We start from the raw sequence: 17,396 nt of genomic DNA, 5'->3' as shown, positions 1-17,396 counted from the left end.
GGTCGGCGGTGGCGGCTCCGGTGGAGCCCGCGCTGCTCAATCCGCCCAGTTGTGCCAAGCCGATCTTTCTGACTTTTGACACCGGCCACATGGGCGTGGCACCGCTGATCGCTGAAGTCTTGCAGCGCCATCAGATCAAGGTGACCTTCTTCATGGCCAACGAGCGCACCCTTGATGGCGGTAGTCTCGACGACCATTGGGCGCCGTGGTGGAAGGCGCGCGCCGACGAAGGCCACCTCTTTGGCAGCCACACGTGGGATCACGTGGGCTGGCGGCGCGATCTGCCAGATGGGCGCTTTGAGATGAAAGCGTCTTTCGGCCCGCAGACTGGCAAGACGCAGGTTTGGGATGCCACCCAGTTCTGCACCGAACTGAATCGGCCGGCCCAGCGGTTTGCCGAGATGAGCGGCGGGCGCAGCATCGCGCCGATCTTTCGCGCCCCCGGTGGCAAGGTCTCGCCGCAGTTGGAGGCTGCTGCCAAGCAATGCGGCTACCGCATGGTGCCGTGGAGCCCAGCGGGCTTTTTGGGCGATGAGTTGCCCAGCGAGCGCTATCCCAACGCCCAGCTGCTGGCCAAGGCGCTGCGCGACATTCGCCCCGGCGACATCTTGGCGGCGCACTTAGGGATTTGGTCGCGCAAAGACCCGTGGGCACCGGCCGTGCTGGAGCCGCTGGTCACAGGTCTGCTGAAAAAGGGCTACTGCTTTGCCACCTTGGCGGAGCATCCCGATTACCGGGACTGGATTCGCACGGGTGGTGTGAAAGCTGGTGTGAAGGCCGGTGTGAAGCTTTGAAGAAGCGGGTGTGGCGATGATCGATGCTCTGACGTCGGCGTTTTCAGCGGCGCAGCAAACCTTGTTCGAGCACGTGGTGCAGCCGCTGGTGTTTGCCACGGGCGGCGGCTCCATCCTCGAAGACGCCTATGACGCCACCGGCTGGCTGCTGGTGGGGCTGATCCAGCTGGCGGTGATGCTGGCGCTGATCGGGCCCTTGCAGCGCTGGCGGCCCATCGAGGTCTGGTCCGATCAGCGCGCCGTGCGGGTCGATGTGCTCTACACCCTGCTGCATCGCTTGGGGCTGATCCGGGTGGCCTTGTTCTTCACGGTTGATCCGTTGTGGAACGATCTTTGGGGCTGGTTGGCGGTGCAAGGTGTGGCCGGGGTTCAGCTTGACGCTTGGGTTGCACCGCTGTGGGTGGGTGTGACGGATACGGCCTTGGCGGGTTTCTTGGTTTACTTGGTGGCCTTTGACTTGGCCGATTACGGCTTGCACCGGGCGCAGCACCACTTCAACTGGTGGTGGGCCCTGCATGCGGTGCATCACAGCCAGCGCCAGATGACGATGTGGACCGACAGCCGTAATCACTTGCTCGACGATCTGCTGCGCGACGCCTTGATGGTGACGCTGGGCCATGCGATCGGCGTGGCTCCGGGGCAGTTTGTGGCGGTGGTGGCGTGTACGCAGTTGGTCGAGAACCTGTCGCACGCCAATGCCCGCTTGTCCCTGGGCTGGTTGGGTGCGCGCTTGGTGGTTGGGCCCCGGTTTCACCGTGTGCATCACGGCATCGGTATCGGCCACGAGTCTCAAGGCCAAGGCACGCTCGGTGGACACAACTTTGCGGTGCTGCTGCCGGTGTGGGACATGCTCTTTCGCACGGCCCGTTTTGACGGTGGCAACGAGCCCACCGGCATCCGCGATCAAGCGCTCGAAGCGGGCGGGCGTGACTACGGCGAGGGCTTTTGGGCTCAGCAGTGGTTGGGGCTGAAGCGGTTGCTGTTTTGCAAGAAAGATCGTTCATGACTGCTGTCTCTCATCCCCAAGCTGCCCCGCGTTTTGCGTTGATCATCGTGGGCGACGAAATTCTCTCGGGCAAGCGCCAAGATCGGCACATGGCCAAAGTCATTGAGCTGCTGACGGCGCGCGGGTTGATGCTTGACGCGGTGCGCTATGTCGGTGACGACCGGCCACGCATCACGGCGGCCTTGCGCGATGCCTTTGCCAGCGGAGATGTGGTGTTTTGCTGTGGCGGTATCGGTGCCACACCTGACGACCACACGCGCCAATGTGCGGCCCAAGCCTTGGGTCGGCCGCTGGAGGCGCATCCGCAAGCGGTTGAGCTGATCCACGAGCGTATGCGTGAACTGGCTGAGCAGCGCGGCGAGGTCTATCAGCCAGAGCACCCTGACAACATCCATCGCCTGAACATGGCGCAGTTCCCCGCTGGGGCCGAGATCATTCCGAACCCCTACAACCGGATTGCTGGTTTCTCGGTGGGCAGTGTGCATTTCGTGCCGGGATTCCCCGTGATGGCGCATCCGATGATCGAAGCACTGCTGGACGGTCGCTACGCTGCGTTGCACGGCGGCCAAGCGCAAGCGGAACGCTCGGTGATCGTTTTTGGTGCGATGGAGGCCAGCCTCACGCCGTTGATGATCGAGATCGAAGCCGGTTTTGCGGGCATCAAGGTGTTCAGTTTGCCCAGCGTCGATCACCCGCAATACGGGCGGCATATCGAGTTGGGCGTCAAAGGGCGAGATCCGCAACTGCTGGCGGCATTCGAGGCCCTGAACATGGGCTTGCTTCACATGTCGGCCAAGCTCGGCCCTGAAATGGTGCGCGGCGCCTGAGCTGCTTTGCGCTGATTTGGTGCCTTTATTTGCACCAAATCAGTGCCATTGCGGCGGATCGGGCTCCGCATGGGGCGAATGACCTTCCATGCGGCCCCTTGGATCGGCGGCATGCTTTCTGCTACATTGCCGGGCGCCCTGTTGCACAGCACGGGGTACACCCTACCGTTCAACGCATACTTTCCATCTCCCTAGGAGCCCTCTGATGGCCAAGAACGTCGCCGACGTGATGAAGCTGGTGAAGGAAAACGAAGTCAAGTTCGTTGATTTCCGCTTCACCGACACCCGTGGCAAGGAACAGCACGTTTCCGTGCCCATTTCTGCTTTTGACGAAGACAAATTCGCGTCGGGTCATGCGTTCGACGGATCTTCGATCGCTGGCTGGAAGGGCATCGAAGCTTCGGACATGATCCTGTTGCCGGATCCCAATACCGCCAACATCGACCCGTTCTTCGATGAACCGACCCTGATCCTCACTTGTGATGTGATCGAGCCGGGTGACGGCAAGCCCTACGAGCGCGATCCGCGTTCCTTGGCCAAGCGCGCCGAAGCCTACATGAAGTCCACCGGCTTGGGCGACACCGCCTACTTCGGTCCGGAACCTGAATTCTTCGTCTTCGACAGCGTGCGCTGGAACGCCGACATGTCGGGCTGCTTCGTTTCGATCGAATCGGAAGAAGCGGCTTGGAACTCCGGCAAAGACTACGAACACGGCAACAAGGGCTTCCGCCCGACCGTCAAGGGCGGTTACTTCCCCGTGCCTCCGGTCGATTCCGGCCAAGACATGCGCTCGGAAATGTGCTTGATCCTGGAAGCCATGGGCATCCCGGTTGAAGTGCATCACCACGAAGTGGCCAACGCCGGCCAGATGGAAATCGGCACCAAGTTCAGCACGCTGATCCAGCGCGCTGACTGGGTTCAGCTGCAAAAGTACATCATCCACAACGTTGCGGCCGCCTACGGCAAGACCGCCACGTTCATGCCCAAGCCCATCGTTGGCGACAACGGTAGCGGCATGCACGTGCATCAGTCGGTGTGGAAAGACGGCAAGAACTTGTTCGCTGGCGACGGCTATGCCGGTTTGTCGGAATTCGCCCTGTACTACATCGGCGGCATCATCAAGCACGCTCGCGCGCTGAACGCCATCACCAACCCGGGCACCAACAGCTACAAGCGTTTGGTGCCGGGCTACGAAGCCCCGGTGAAGTTGGCTTACTCGGCCAAGAACCGCTCGGCTTCGATCCGTATCCCGCACGTGCCGAACCCGAAGGGCCGTCGCGTCGAAGCACGCTTCCCCGATCCTTTGATGAACCCATACCTGGGTTTTGCCGCGCTGTTGATGGCCGGTCTGGATGGCGTGGAAAACAAGATCCATCCGGGCGAGCCCGCCACGAAGGATCTGTATCACCTGCCGCCGGAAGAAGACGCGCTGATCCCGACCGTGTGTTCGAGCCTAGAACAAGCGCTCGAATACTTGGACAAGGGCCGCTCCTTCCTGACCAAGGGCGGTGTGTTCACCGATTCGTACATTGATGCCTACATCGAGCTGAAGATGCAGGAAGTCACGCGCATGCGCATGACCACCCATCCGATCGAGTTCGACATGTACTACAGTCTGTGAGGCTTTTCGGTCGCTCCTAAGGCGGCCGACTTGCTCGCGAACACGACGAGAGACGGCCGCCAAGGCCGTCTCTTTTTTGCGCCATACTCGTCCGGCTTGGAAAACATGATCACTGGAGTTCATTGAATGTCACGCATCGTGCTGTGGGCTGTTGCCGGTGTGTTGGGCTTGACCTTGAGCTCGGCCCATGCTCAGGACCGTCAGGTGTACCGATGCCCCGGCAATCTGTACACCGATCAGATCAGTGTCAAAGAGGCTGCGGCCCGGGGTTGCAAGACCTTGGACGGCGCACCGGTCACGGTCGTTCAATCGTCCACCCCCCGTCGAGCGGGTTCGTCAGCTGCGGGTGGCGCTTCGGGTCCAGCCAGTGCGGTGCGGGTTGATCCGGCTGAGCAGCGTGCCCGTGACAGCGATGCGCGACGTATCTTGGAAGCCGAGTTGCGCAAGGACGAAGAGCGGCTGGCGCAGATGCAGAAGGATTACAACGGCGGCGAGCCTGAGCGACGCGGTGAGGAACGTAATTTCTCGCGTTATCAAGAGCGGGTCGCCGACATGAAGGCCGCCATCGCCCGCAAGGAGGCCGACATTGCGGCGATTCGCCGTGAGCTTTCCAAAGTGGCTGCACCATGAGCACCTTTGCGCGTAGCGCATCGGTTTTCGATGCTTTTGATCATTTGGCCACGATGGTGGCTGTGATTGATCTCCGAGGGCAGTGTGCCTTCGTCAATGCTGCGTTTGAAAACACCCTCGGTTTGCCTCGGCGGCACTTGCAGCAGCAGTGCGTGTTTGACTGGTTTATCCAGCGTTCGGTGCTGATGAGCACGGTACAGGCGGTGGTCGATAACGAATACAGCACCGGGCGCTTTGATGCCAGCCTGCGTCAACCTCATGTGCTGAGCCAAGAGCCGCTGCCGGTGCATGTGATCGTCACGCAGATCGAGCGGAGTCAGCAGCAGGTGTTGCTGGAAGTGGTAGAGATCAAGCAGCAGGCTCGCCAAGACCGTGAAACCCGGACTTTGGACCAAGCTCGGATGACCAAGGAGCTCATCCGTAATTTGGCTCACGAGATCAAAAACCCGCTCGGTGGTATCCGGGGGGCGGCGCAGTTGTTGGAGATGGATCTCAACGACAAGGCGTTGATCGAATACACCCAAGTCATCATCCACGAGGTGGATCGGCTTCAGGGTTTGGTGGACCGGTTGCTCGCACCGCATCGTCGGCCGCAAATGGTGGCTGACGTCAATATCCACGAGGTGCTAGAGCGCGTGCGCGCCTTGGTGCTGATCGAGTGCCCCAAGGGTTTGGAGCTTGTACGGGACTACGATATTTCCTTGCCCGAGTTCCGGGGGGACCGTGAGCAGTTGATTCAAGCCGTGCTCAATGTGACGCAAAACGCTGCTCAAGCTTTGGCAGCTCGCCGCCAAGAAGGCTCGGCTCGCATCATTCTCCGTACCCGCGCAGCGCGGCAGATCACCATTGGTCTGCATCGCTACCGACTGGCACTGGAATTGCATATCGAGGACAACGGACCCGGCGTCGCCGCCGAGATTCGTGATCGCATCTTCTTCCCGCTGGTTTCCGGCCGGGACGGCGGATCGGGCTTGGGACTGACGCTGGCGCAGGATTTCATCCAGCAGCACCGGGGCACGATTGAATGCGAGAGCGAACCTGGGCGAACGTTGTTTCGGATCCTGATTCCGTTGCCGTGATGTCGGGTGTGCATGCCACTCCGGCACGGTGACATGCCAAGGACATGCAAGGGAAACGGGCAAGACATGAAATCCATCTGGATCGTTGACGACGACCAATCCATCCGCTTCGTTTTGGAAAAGGCGCTCGCTCGGGAAGGCCTGCCTGTGCGCAGTTTCACCAACCCACGCGACGTTTTAGTCGCTTTGCAAGAGGATTCCCCGCAGGTATTGGTGAGTGACATCCGCATGCCGGGTGGCTCGGGCATTGACCTGCTGGGGCGAGCTAAGACGATGTATCCGGGGTTGCCCGTGATCATCATGACGGCTTATTCCGATCTGGATAGCGCGGTTTCGGCGTTCCAAGGTGGTGCTTTCGAATATCTGCCCAAGCCCTTCGATCTGACCAAAGCTGTCGAGCTCATCCGCCGAGCCGCCGAAGAAAGCTTGCGCGAAGAACTGATCGACGAAAGTGCGACCGAGATGCCTGAAATGCTCGGGCAGGCGCCGGCGATGCAAGATGTTTTTCGCGCCATCGGGCGGCTGAGCCAGAGCCAAGTCACGGTGCTGATCACAGGGGAGTCCGGCTCAGGCAAAGAGCTGGTGGCGCGTGCGCTGCACAAGCACAGTCCGCGCGCAGATGGGCCTTTCGTGGCGATCAACACGGCGGCGATTCCGAAGGACTTGCTGGAAAGCGAGCTGTTTGGTCACGAACGCGGCGCGTTCACCGGCGCGCAGGCGATGCGCCGGGGCCGTTTTGAGCAAGCCGACAATGGCACGCTCTTTTTGGATGAAATCGGTGACATGCCCTTCGATTTGCAGACCCGTCTTTTGCGGGTGCTCAGCGACGGGCAGTACTACCGCGTGGGTGGGCATCAGCCGATCAAGACCCATGTTCGAGTGATCGCTGCCACCCACCAAAATTTGGAAGAACGGGTGCGGGATGGGGTTTTTCGCGAGGACTTGTTCCATCGCTTGAATGTGATCCGGCTGCGCTTGCCGCCCTTGCGTGAACGCCGCGAGGACATTGCTGGTTTGACGCGCCATTTCTTGGCCCGCAGTGCCAAAGAATTGGGCGTTGAAGCGAAACGAATTTCCGAAGCCGCTTTGCTGCGGGTGATGGATTTCGACTTTCCGGGCAACGTGCGTCAGTTGGAGAATCTGTGCCATTGGTTGACCGTGATGGCGCCGGCGCAGATGGTTGATCCGAAGGATTTGCCGCCAGAGATCATTGGCTCACCGCCAGTCGGTTTGCTCATGTCATCGGACGCGGGGAGGTCTCGCGCGGGGCCAGAGCTTCATCTGGTGAGGGATGCCATGATGCCGGCCGTGTCTGCGGCGGAGAGTTTGAATGCTGTGCATGCCATGGGAGAGGGCTGGTTGCTTGATCTGGAGCGCCAAGCTCGCAGCCTGCTGGAGCGAGGTGAGCCTGACATATGGGATCGCCTTGCGCGAGACTTTGAGGGGCAGCTTATCCGTACGGCTTTGTCCATGACCAAGGGTCGCCGCATCGAAGCAGCGCATAAATTAGGGATTGGCCGCAACACCATCACCCGCAAGATTCAAGATCTGGGGTTGGAAGACTAAGGGGTAGGGTGGGGCTTGACCTATCTCAAAGAGAGACCTGAGGAGTTGGGAGACAGTGCGCCCACAATTTTCACTTGGGTTTTGACGTGCCTGCCGATGTCTTGGCTTTTCTGGATGGTGCCTCAACCTTGCCGCGTCCGCGTCGCAGGGTGGTTGGGCCGCCTCCCCCTCCCGCTGATCCCACACCGTGGGAGAAAATTTTTGGAGCACCGCTCACCGCTGAGGAGTGGGGTGTCTTGACCCGCTTGGCCCGCCGCCGCGAGGTGTCTGCGGGTGAGGCTGTGCTGGATCGATTGGGGATCGCTCAATATTTGGTGCTGTTGCTGCGCGGTGATGTGGTGTTGGGTTCTCGAGCCATGGATGGTGACTTACGCACCGAGCGCACGCTGACGGGGCCCGCATGGTTGGATCTGAGTTCCGCTTGGCTGGGTGAGCCTCATGCCATGGAGGCTCAAGCACTGTCTGATGTGACGGTGGCTGAGTTGCCCTTGGACGCTTTGCGCCTGCAACTGGCTGCGCATACTTCCCTGTCAGAGCGATTGTGTGTGTGTTTGGCTCAACAAATCGGCGTCCTTACGGGAACTTCACGTAATTTGTTGCACAACGATGCTTCGGCCCGATTTGCGCAGTGGTTGTTACAGCGGTGTCCACCGGGCGAGAGCTTGACTTGTGAGGTTCGCTTGCAAGAACGCAAGCGTGATATCGCACAACAACTGGCGATGACCCCCGAGACCCTGTCCCGCTTGATCCGCAACCTTGAACAGCGTGGCTTCATCAGCATGCAGGGGTATACCGTGCGGATTCATGACCGGTCACAGCTCCAGCGTTGTGCTGGTGCGACTCGATAGACGGGGCTGAAACGATACCCGGGAGGGTTCTTGGGGCTGTGATGAAGTGCTTTGGCACTCTTGTTGGGTGAGTGCTAGACTGGGGAGATCTCCACCCTTGTGCCCTCTTCATGAATGCTATGGTTCTTCCTTCTGCTGCTTCGTTAAGCTCCCGGGATCCGTGGGCGATGGTGCCGTCGCTGGGAAATCTGGATGCCTACATTTCGGCCGTGAATCGGCTGCCGATGTTGACGGCAGATGAAGAAGTTTCGCTGGCGCAACGCTTGCAGCAGCACAGTGACTTGGATGCCGCCGGTCGTTTGGTGTTATCGCATCTTCGGCTGGTGGTGTCGTTGTCTCGCCAGTACGTGGGTTATGGCCTGCCTCAAGGTGATCTGATCCAAGAAGGCAATGTCGGCCTCATGAAGGCTGTGAAGCGTTTTGACCCAGAGCAGGGCGTGCGTTTGGTGAGCTACGCCACTCACTGGATCAAGGCTGAGATTCACGAGTACGTGCTGAAAAATTGGCGCATGGTCAAGGTTGCAACGACCAAAGCCCAGCGCAAGCTTTTTTCAATCTGCGCTCCATGAAGCGTCAGTTCAAGGCTGAAGCGCTCGATGGGCAAACGCATCGGATGTCGCTGTCCGAGGCAGAAATCGAAACGGTCGCTCGCGAGTTGAACGTGGCGCGCGAAGACGTCATCGAGATGGAAACCCGTTTCGCCGGGGGAGATGTCGCTTTGGAGGCTGGTTCGGAGGATGACGATGAGGCTGTCGCGCCCATCGCCTATTTGGCCGATGAGCGCCAAGAGCCGACTCGATTGCTGGAAGCTCGTCGCATGGATGAGTTGGCAGGGCCTGGGTTGCTGCGCGCCTTAGACGCCTTGGATGCTCGGAGTCGTCGTATCGTCGAGGAGCGTTGGCTGCATGTCCATGATGATGGCAGCGGTGGTATGACCTTGCACGATCTAGCCGCTGAGTACGGCGTGAGTGCCGAACGCATTCGTCAAATTGAAGTGGCAGCCCTCAAGAAGATGCGCTCAGCCCTTGCTGCGCAAACCTGACCCTTCGTCCTTGTTACGGGTTTGGGATCTGCCCACCCGGTTGGCCCATGGCGCATTGATGCTGATGGTGGCGGGGGCGCTTGTCACAGCCAGTGTGGGTGCCGATTGGATGGACTGGCACATGCGCTGTGGTCACGGTGTGGCTGTATGGCTGCTGTTTCGGTGGGTGTGGGGGTTTGTCGGCGGGCACTGGTCGCGGTTCACCACCTTTGTGGTGGGACCGGTTCAGTGGATGCGTTATCTGCGTGAGGGCCTGCCGCCAACGGTGGGGCATAACCCGTTGGGGGCGCTTTCGGTGTGGGGCCTCTGGGGCCTCTTGACCCTCATGGTGCTCACGGGGTGGGTCGCTGACGATGGGGTCGCCTACGCAGGCCCTTGGGTCAGTGGTGTCACCGCATCGTTTTCTGAAAGCGCCACGCACTGGCATGGCCACTGGGGGCAAGGCTTGTTGTGGGGTGGATCGGGTTGCATCTGGGCGCAGTGATCTATCACCAGTGCGTGCGGCATGAAGATCTGATCGGGCCCATGTGGCATGGTGACAAGGTTTATCCACCGATGTCGGCGGCGGGTCTGGTGCCATCCGTGGATAACGCGCGCCAGCGGGGCAAGGCTTTGGTTTGCTTCTGTCTTTGTCTGTTGGGTGTTGTTAGCCTTGTCAGCTTGGGGCAAGTGGGCGGCTAAAATCACACAGATGGACTCGTCTGACTGCCATCTTTTTCGCCTTCGACGCCGATCCACCTTGCTGCGACTCAGGCCATTTTCAGGGACTACGCCGATTCTCTTTCGGTGCGTCATGCCATCGGTGACTTTGAGTGTGAGGTGCGGTCTTTGCCCGGGTGCTATGCGGAGATGAACGGCGGGTTGTTGTTGCTTGCGCAGTGGCGTGGAGCGATTGCCGGGTGCGGAGCTTTTCGTCAGCAAGTGGATGTGGACTATCCCAATGCTTGCGAAATGAAGCGACTGTATGTTCGCCCTGCTTTTCGCCGCCTAGGATTAGGCCGGATTTTGGTACAAGCGTTGATGAATCAGGCCTACCAAGCGGGGTATTCGACGATGTTGCTTGATACCTTGGATGACATGGAAACGGCGCGCGAGCTCTACGCCTCGCTGGGTTTCATCGAGGTACCGCCCTACCATTACAGCCCGGTCCCCGGAGCGCACTACCTGATGGTTGATCTTCAAGGGCCGTTGTCCGCCTATTAACCACTGTCCTGAGCGCTGTTTGCCATGTTGTGTTCCACCATTCGTCCGGTTAGCGGGTCTTGTTTGTTGGGTGAATCGCCCTTTTGGCATCCAATCGATCAAGTTTTGTATTGGTGCGACATTCCAGGTCGAAGCCTTCATTGCCTTGATCCTGTGACTGAACTTGAACAAGCGTGGCAACTGCCTTGGGAGCCCGGTTGTGTGGTGCCTGCTGAGGACGGTGGACTTTGGGTCGCCCTGCGCGATGGGGTGCATCGTTTCGATCCTCTTGTTGGGCGGTGTGTTGAATTGCTTGCTGCTGCACCATATGACGTGCGCCAAGAGCGATTCAACGACGGCAAATGTGATCCCCAAGGTCGTTTTTGGGTCGGCACTCTCTACGAGCCGCGTGACAAGTTGTTGGCATCGCTTTATCGGTTGGATCCGAATGGTTTCAAGGCTTGCGCCTCTGGTGTCACGACCGCCAATGGGTTGGCGTGGAGTGTGGATGGTCGAACGATGTATTGGTCGGATACCAAGGCCCATCGTATCGATGCCTTTGATGTTGATCCTGACGCGGGCGTCATCAGTCGGCGACGTACTTTTGTTTCTTTCCCTTTGCGGGATCTAGGGCAGCCCCTTGAGACGTATGGAGGACGGCCCGATGGAGCTGCGATGGATCAAGAGGGGGGCTACTGGGTCGCCATGTATGAAGGGGCTCGCCTTTTGCGATTGGATGCATCAGGGCGTGTGACGGATGAAATCGCGTTGCCTGTGCAATGTCCCACCATGCTTACCTTTGGCGGAGCGGATTTACGAACGCTTTACGTCACGACGGCAAGCTACAACCGACCTGCCGCAGAGCTAGTGGTACAGCCTTGGGCCGGCAAAGTCTTGTCGATGAGGGTGGCTGTTGCTGGGCTGGCAGCACCGCTAGCACGAAGGCTGTAACCCCTTGCGCTAGCTCAAACCTTGAGAATGCCTGAGGGTGTCGTAAGGGCATCAGGTCGAAATTGCTCGTTTATACGTATACAATGCGGAATTCTGCTGAAAAGCCCAAGCAATTCTCAAAAATGGAACGAAACGTTCGAGCCCATGGCTGGGAAGACGAGGCTGACAAGTACGAGAGTACACCCTTCAAGCGGCTGACTCGTGAAGAAGTGCTTAGCATGAAGTCGCAATTTGCTTCGGTCAGTCCGTGGCGAGTTGTTGGCGTTCAAGTGTTGGTGGGTGTTGTTTTTGCTTTGATCGCCTTTGGGTGGTCTGGCGAAATCTCTGTAGCTTGGTCTGCGCTCTACGGTGCGGCAGCAGTGGTTGTTCCGGGTGTCTTGATGGCGCGTGGGATGACCAGTCGGCTTTCCTTGGGATCACCGCTGGCCGGTGCGGCTGGGTTTGTGATCTGGGAGCTGTTGAAAATTGTGGTTTCGGTCGTGATGCTGATGTTGGCATCACGGGTTGTGCAACATCTCAGTTGGCCGGTTTTGCTGGTGGCGGTGATGTTGTGTATGAAGGTCTATTGGCTTGCGCTCTCGTGGCGGGGTCGTTAAAAGTATCAGAACCATGTCTTCTGCCGAGCAGCATGTCCTCACAGCGAGTGAATACGTCGTTCACCACCTGACCCATCTTCAGAGCGCTAAGCCGAAGTCGATTGTTGACTTTTCGGTGATCAACTACGACTCGTTGATTTTTTCCATCTTGTTGGGTCTGGTGTGTTGCTTTGTCTTGTGGCGTGCTGCGCGCACTGCCACGTCAGGCGTGCCGGGTCGCTTTCAGATTGCTGTGGAAATGCTGGTTGAGATGGTGGAGTCCCAAGCCAAGGGCATCGTGCACAACGCCAACAGTCGCAAGCTGGTTGCGCCGTTGGCCTTGGTCGTCTTTGTCTGGATCTTCATCCTGAATGCCATGGACTTGTTGCCGGTTGATTTGCTCCCGGCGATCTGGAGTTCGATCTACGGTGCGACGGGCCACGATGCGCATCACGCTTACCTGCGTTCTGTGCCGACGGCTGACTTGTCGGTGACCATGGGTCTGTCGGTCGGCGTGTTGCTGGTTTGCTTGGTCTACAACGTCAAGATCAAGGGTATTGGCGGCTGGGTGCATGAGTTGTTCTCTGCGCCGTTCGGTGATCACTGGGCCTTGTATCCCTTCAACTTCATGATGCAACTCATTGAGTTTGTGGCCAAGACTGTTTCGCATGGCATGCGGTTGTTCGGCAACATGTACGCTGGCGAGCTCATCTTCTTGCTGATTGCCATGATGGGTGGTGCTTGGTCCTTGAGCGCAACGGGCATCGGTTTGGCCATCGGTCAGATCATTGCTGGTTCGGCTTGGGCGATCTTCCACATCCTGATCATTACCCTGCAAGCCTTTGTGTTCATGATGCTGACGCTGGTGTACATCGGCCAAGCGCATGACGCTCACTGATCGCGCTTTGCTGCGTTGAATCAAGTTAGTCGGTTTTTCCTTTCTCTTTTCCCACATAACCTCTCGAACTAGGAGTCCATCATGGAAGTTATCAGCTTTGTTGCCCTCGCCGCTGGCCTGATCATTGGTCTGGGTGCCGTTGGTGCTTGTATCGGTATCGGCATCATGGGTAGCAAGTACCTTGAGTCGGCTGCTCGCCAGCCTGAACTGATGGGTGAACTGCAAACCAAGATGTTCCTGTTGGCTGGCCTGATTGACGCCGCCTTCATTATCGGTACCGGTGTTGCTCTGTGGTTCGCTACAGCCAATCCGTTCCTGGCTCAGCTCGCTCAGATCGCCGCCAAGTAATTCGCGTCGCCAGCTCCGTTCCTGCTGCGTGCAGAGACGGACTTTCGTCGCGTCCATTACCCATTGAGGCACTCACGTGAGCATTACTGCAACTCTGATCGTCCAGATGATCGTTTTCGCGATCTTGGTCTGGTTCACGATGTCATTTGTCTGGCCGCCGATTGCCAAAGCGCTGGATGAGCGTGCTGCGCAAATTTCGGATGGCTTGGCTGCTGCTGACAACGCTAAGGCTGAATTGGCCAGCGCGAACAAGCGGATCGAAGAGCAACTGACACAGTCGCGCAACGACTCTGCCAAGCTGCTCGCTGAAGCAGAAAAGCGCGCGCAGTCGATCATCGAAGACGCCAAAAAGCGTGCCGATGAAGAAGGTTTGAAGATCGTCGCAGCTGCCAAGGCTGACGCCGAACAGCAATCGATCAAGGCTCGCGAAGCCCTGCGCAGCGAAGTGGCTGTGCTGGCTGTCAAGGGCGCCGAACAGATCCTCAAGCGCGAAGTCAATCCGGCTGTGCATGCTGATCTGCTGGGTCGTCTCCAGACGGAGCTCTGATCATGGCTGATCTCGCAACCATCGCGCGTCCCTATGCCGAGGCGCTCTACCAAGTCGCTCGCCAAGGTGATCTGGCCGCCTGGACACAACAGCTTGACGGGCTCGCCCTGATCGCCGGTGACGCAGGCTTGCTGCAATTCGCAGCCAGTCCGACGTCGACGTCGGCACAGGTGTTTGACGTCGTGGCGGCTGCGTTCGGTCAATCGCTTTCGGGTGGCGTGCAGAATTTTCTGCACACCCTGATCGAGAACGATCGTTTGGTGGTTTTGCCGGCGATCGTCGCGCAGTTTCACGCTCTGGCCGATGCGGCCAAGGGCGTGGCTGATGCGGTGGTCTTCAGTGCTTTCCCGATCACGCCTGCGGACCTCGGTCCGGTGCTGGCTGTGCTCGAAAAGCGCTTTGGCCGCAAGCTGCAAGCCACCGTGGTCGTCGAGCCTGAACTCATCGGTGGTATCCGCGTCGTGGTGGGTGATGAAGTGTTGGACACTTCTGTCAAAGCCCGTCTCGAACGTATGAAGGTGGCCCTGGCCGCGTAAGAGCTTAATCGCTCGCACCCGAATCTTCTCTGCGTCGTTCGTCCATGTACCAAGATGTGGCCGCCTGACCAGACTGGGAGCAATCTATGCAACTGAATCCCGCAGAAATTTCCGAACTGATCAAGAGCCGCATCGAAGGTCTCGGTGCCTCTACGGATGTCCGTAATCAGGGCACGGTCGTTTCCGTGACTGACGGCATCTGCCGTATCCACGGCCTGAGCAACGTGATGCAGGGCGAAATGCTCGAATTCCCGGGCAACACCTTTGGTCTGGCGTTGAACCTGGAGCGTGACTCCGTGGGCGCCGTGATCTTGGGCGCTTACGAGAACATCTCCGAAGGCGACGTTGTCAAGTGCACCGGCCGCATTCTGGAAGTGCCCGTTGGCCCCGAACTGATTGGTCGCGTGGTCAACGCTCTGGGCGCTCCGATCGACGGCAAAGGCCCGATCAACGCCAAGATGACCGACGTGATCGAAAAGGTTGCGCCGGGCGTGATCGCACGTAAGTCGGTGGACCAGCCGGTGCAAACCGGTCTGAAGTCGATCGACTCGATGGTGCCGGTGGGCCGTGGTCAGCGCGAGCTGATCATCGGTGACCGTCAGACGGGTAAAACCGCTGTGGCCATCGACGCGATCATCAATCAGAAGGGTCAGAACATGACCTGCATCTACGTTGCGATCGGCCAGAAGGCTTCGTCGGTCAAGAACGTGGTGCGTGCTCTGGAACAGAACGGCGCGATGGATTACACCATCGTCGTGGCTGCCACTGCTGCTGAATCGGCCGCCATGCAATACATCTCGGCCTACACCGGCTGCACGATGGGCGAGTACTTCCGTGACCGTGGTCAAGATGCACTGATCGTTTATGACGATCTGTCCAAGCAAGCCGTGGCCTATCGTCAAGTGTCGTTGTTGCTGCGCCGCCCACCAGGCCGCGAAGCCTACCCTGGCGACGTGTTCTATCTCCACAGCCGTCTGCTCGAACGCGCAGCTCGTGTGAACGCCGACTATGTCGAAGCTTTCACGCAAGGCGCCGTCAAGGGCAAGACCGGTTCGCTGACGGCTCTGCCGATCATCGAAACCCAAGCCGGTGACGTGTCTGCTTTCGTGCCGACCAACGTGATCTCGATCACCGACGGCCAGATCTTCTTGGAAACCAACCTGTTCAACGCAGGTATCCGCCCCGCCATCAACGCCGGTATCTCGGTGTCGCGCGTCGGTGGTGCTGCTCAGACCAAGTTGATCAAGGGCCTGTCCGGCGGTATCCGTACCGACTTGGCGCAGTACCGTGAATTGGCTGCGTTCGCACAGTTCGCTTCCGATTTGGACGCTGCAACTCGTAAGCAGCTGGACCGTGGTGCTCGTGTGACTGAATTGCTCAAGCAAGCTCAGTACTCGCCGCTGTCGGTCAGCTTGATGGGTGCGACGTTGTACGCCGTCAACAAGGGCTACTTGGACGACATCGACGTCAAGAAGGTCTTGCCTTTCGAAGCCGGTTTGCATCAGTTCTTGAAGGCCAGCCACGCTGCGCTGCTCAAGAAGCTCGATGACAGCAAGGCCATGGATAAGGACGCGGAAGCCGAGTTGCAAGGCGCGATCGCTGCCTTCAAGAAGACCTTCGCCTGATCCCCAGCGACTGATCGACAAGGAGCAACGTCATGGCGTCAGGCAAGGAAATACGCGGCAAGATCAAATCGGTGGAAAACACCAAGAAGATCACCAAGGCCATGGAGATGGTTGCCGCGTCCAAGATGCGCAAGGCGCAGGAACGCATGCGTGCGTCTCGCCCGTACGCAGACAAGATCCGCAACATCACTGCCAACCTGTCTCGGGCTATTCCGGAGTATCACCACCCCTTCGTGGTGAAAAACAATGGCACGGGCAAGATCGGCATGATCGTGGTCACGACCGACAAGGGCTTGTGCGGTGGCATGAACACCAACGTGTTGCGTGCGACCACCAACAAGATGCGTGAGTTCGATGCGGCGGGTTTGAAAGTTCAAGCTGTGGCCATTGGCAACAAGGGCTTGGGCTTTCTGAATCGCATCGGCGCAGAAGTTGTTGCGCACGCCATTCAGTTGGGCGACACGCCGCACTTGGAAAAGCTCATCGGCCCCGTCAAGGTGTTGCTCGATCTTTATGCTGAGGGCAAGCTGGACGCGGTTTATATCTGCTGCACCCGCTTCGTCAACACGATGAAGCAGGAGCCGGTGGTCGAGCAGTTGCTGCCTCTGCCGACGGATCGTCTGGCTCAGACGCCCGTTGAGAAGCAGCAATACAGCTGGGACTACATCTACGAACCGGATGCGAAGTCGGTCATCGACAACCTCATGGTTCGTTACGTGGAAGCTCTGATCTACCAGGCTGTAGCGGAGAACATGGCTTCAGAGCAGTCGGCGCGTATGGTGGCCATGAAGGCCGCAACCGACAACGCCGGCACCTTGATTGGTGAGCTTAAGCTGGTCTACAACAAGACCCGCCAAGCCGCCATCACCAAGGAATTGTCCGAGATCGTCAGCGGCGCGGCCGCTGTGGGCTGATCGTCCTGCAGCACGCTGAACCAGACGCAACGAATACTGATTGAAGGAAACGATATGTCGAACACTCAAACCAACGCAGTTGGCAAGATCGTTCAGTGCATCGGCGCCGTGGTGGACGTGGAGTTCCCACGTCACCAGATGCCGAAGATCTATGACGCGCTGAAGATGCAAGGTTCCACCCTGACGCTGGAAGTTCAGCAGCAGCTGGGTGACGGCGTGGTTCGTACCATTGCCTTGGGCTCTTCCGACGGCCTACGCCGTGGTAGCGAAGTCTTCAACACCGGCGAGAACATCACTGTGCCGGTGGGCAAGGCGACTCTGGGTCGCATCATGGACGTGCTGGGCGCACCGATCGATGAACGTGGTCCGGTCAGCCAGACCCAAACCGCTTCGATTCACCGTCTGCC

At 58.8% G+C, this 17,396-nt stretch carries 19 protein-coding genes and 2 pseudogenes; all 21 read left to right on the top strand.

Going from position 1 to position 17,396, the window contains the following annotated elements; translation table 11 throughout:
- Positions 1–8: 8 nt before the first annotated feature.
- On the top strand, positions 9–794 hold the full coding sequence (locus tag LEPOCDRAFT_RS01585) for a polysaccharide deacetylase family protein (RefSeq protein WP_043909736.1): 786 nt from the start codon (positions 9–11) through the stop codon (positions 792–794).
- 16 nt (positions 795–810) lie between these two features.
- Positions 811–1,800, top strand: coding sequence for a sterol desaturase family protein (locus LEPOCDRAFT_RS01580; protein WP_009453452.1), 990 nt, complete (start codon positions 811–813; stop codon positions 1,798–1,800).
- Positions 1,797–2,627 carry a competence/damage-inducible protein A gene (locus LEPOCDRAFT_RS01575; RefSeq protein ID WP_009453451.1) on the top strand — a complete coding sequence of 277 codons (831 nt, stop codon included), beginning with the start codon at positions 1,797–1,799 and terminating at the stop codon, positions 2,625–2,627. Before LEPOCDRAFT_RS01580 ends, LEPOCDRAFT_RS01575 begins: the two co-directional genes overlap by 4 nt.
- 205 nt (positions 2,628–2,832) lie before the next feature.
- The gene (gene glnA, locus LEPOCDRAFT_RS01570; RefSeq protein ID WP_009453450.1) at positions 2,833–4,248 is read left to right on the top strand and encodes a type I glutamate--ammonia ligase; all 1,416 of its coding nucleotides are present in this window, start codon (positions 2,833–2,835) and stop codon (positions 4,246–4,248) included.
- Positions 4,249–4,374: 126 nt separating this feature from the next.
- Positions 4,375–4,878 (top strand): hypothetical protein, encoded by a 504-nt coding sequence (locus tag LEPOCDRAFT_RS01565; protein ID WP_009453449.1) that lies wholly within the window; start codon positions 4,375–4,377, stop codon positions 4,876–4,878.
- Positions 4,875–5,957 carry a nitrogen regulation protein NR(II) gene (glnL, locus tag LEPOCDRAFT_RS01560; RefSeq protein ID WP_009453448.1) on the top strand — a complete coding sequence of 361 codons (1,083 nt, stop codon included), beginning with the start codon at positions 4,875–4,877 and terminating at the stop codon, positions 5,955–5,957. The genes LEPOCDRAFT_RS01565 and glnL overlap by 4 nt, the downstream gene beginning before the upstream one ends.
- A gap of 66 nt (positions 5,958–6,023) precedes the next feature.
- On the top strand, positions 6,024–7,523 hold the full coding sequence (ntrC, locus tag LEPOCDRAFT_RS01555) for a nitrogen regulation protein NR(I) (RefSeq protein WP_043909733.1): 1,500 nt from the start codon (positions 6,024–6,026) through the stop codon (positions 7,521–7,523).
- A 74-nt stretch (positions 7,524–7,597) separates the two neighbouring features.
- Positions 7,598–8,371: a Crp/Fnr family transcriptional regulator gene (locus tag LEPOCDRAFT_RS01550; RefSeq protein ID WP_245526373.1), complete on the top strand. Its 774-nt coding sequence runs from the start codon at positions 7,598–7,600 to the stop codon at positions 8,369–8,371.
- A 110-nt stretch (positions 8,372–8,481) separates the two neighbouring features.
- Positions 8,482–9,413, top strand: a pseudogene (rpoH, locus tag LEPOCDRAFT_RS01545) (RNA polymerase sigma factor RpoH).
- Positions 9,397–9,897 carry a cytochrome b/b6 domain-containing protein gene (locus LEPOCDRAFT_RS01540; RefSeq protein ID WP_052306357.1) on the top strand — a complete coding sequence of 167 codons (501 nt, stop codon included), beginning with the start codon at positions 9,397–9,399 and terminating at the stop codon, positions 9,895–9,897. The pseudogene rpoH and the gene LEPOCDRAFT_RS01540 overlap by 17 nt, the downstream one beginning before the upstream one ends.
- Positions 9,879–10,094: a hypothetical protein gene (locus LEPOCDRAFT_RS02575; RefSeq protein ID WP_052306356.1), complete on the top strand. Its 216-nt coding sequence runs from the start codon at positions 9,879–9,881 to the stop codon at positions 10,092–10,094. Before LEPOCDRAFT_RS01540 ends, LEPOCDRAFT_RS02575 begins: the two co-directional genes overlap by 19 nt.
- 168 nt (positions 10,095–10,262) lie before the next feature.
- Positions 10,263–10,616 (top strand): GNAT family N-acetyltransferase, encoded by a 354-nt coding sequence (locus tag LEPOCDRAFT_RS01535; RefSeq protein ID WP_338033393.1) that lies wholly within the window; start codon positions 10,263–10,265, stop codon positions 10,614–10,616.
- Positions 10,617–10,640: 24 nt separating this feature from the next.
- Positions 10,641–11,546 (top strand): SMP-30/gluconolactonase/LRE family protein, encoded by a 906-nt coding sequence (locus tag LEPOCDRAFT_RS01530; RefSeq protein WP_009453438.1) that lies wholly within the window; start codon positions 10,641–10,643, stop codon positions 11,544–11,546.
- 122 nt (positions 11,547–11,668) lie between these two features.
- Entirely contained in the window at positions 11,669–12,142 is a 474-nt protein-coding gene (locus LEPOCDRAFT_RS01525; RefSeq protein ID WP_156793943.1) for an ATP synthase subunit I, read from the top strand.
- Positions 12,143–12,155: 13 nt separating this feature from the next.
- Positions 12,156–13,019, top strand: a complete 864-nt coding sequence (gene atpB / locus LEPOCDRAFT_RS01520) for a F0F1 ATP synthase subunit A (RefSeq protein ID WP_009453435.1) — start codon at positions 12,156–12,158, stop codon at positions 13,017–13,019.
- 81 nt (positions 13,020–13,100) lie between these two features.
- A complete protein-coding gene (gene atpE / locus LEPOCDRAFT_RS01515; RefSeq protein WP_009453434.1) occupies positions 13,101–13,367 on the top strand; it encodes a F0F1 ATP synthase subunit C in 267 nt (88 codons plus the stop codon).
- Positions 13,368–13,443: 76 nt separating this feature from the next.
- Positions 13,444–13,914, top strand: coding sequence for a F0F1 ATP synthase subunit B (locus LEPOCDRAFT_RS01510; protein ID WP_009453432.1), 471 nt, complete (start codon positions 13,444–13,446; stop codon positions 13,912–13,914).
- Positions 13,915–13,916: 2 nt separating this feature from the next.
- On the top strand, positions 13,917–14,450 hold the full coding sequence (locus LEPOCDRAFT_RS01505) for a F0F1 ATP synthase subunit delta (protein WP_009453431.1): 534 nt from the start codon (positions 13,917–13,919) through the stop codon (positions 14,448–14,450).
- An 86-nt stretch (positions 14,451–14,536) separates the two neighbouring features.
- The gene (gene atpA / locus LEPOCDRAFT_RS01500; RefSeq protein ID WP_009453430.1) at positions 14,537–16,075 is read left to right on the top strand and encodes a F0F1 ATP synthase subunit alpha; all 1,539 of its coding nucleotides are present in this window, start codon (positions 14,537–14,539) and stop codon (positions 16,073–16,075) included.
- Positions 16,076–16,107: 32 nt separating this feature from the next.
- Positions 16,108–16,989 (top strand): F0F1 ATP synthase subunit gamma, encoded by an 882-nt coding sequence (atpG, locus tag LEPOCDRAFT_RS01495; RefSeq protein WP_009453429.1) that lies wholly within the window; start codon positions 16,108–16,110, stop codon positions 16,987–16,989.
- Positions 16,990–17,043: 54 nt separating this feature from the next.
- A pseudogene (locus LEPOCDRAFT_RS01490) lies at positions 17,044–17,396 on the top strand (F0F1 ATP synthase subunit beta); the annotation flags it as partial.

Source organism: Leptothrix ochracea L12, from assembly GCF_000262525.1.
This window is presented reverse-complemented; position numbering and strand designations above follow the sequence as displayed.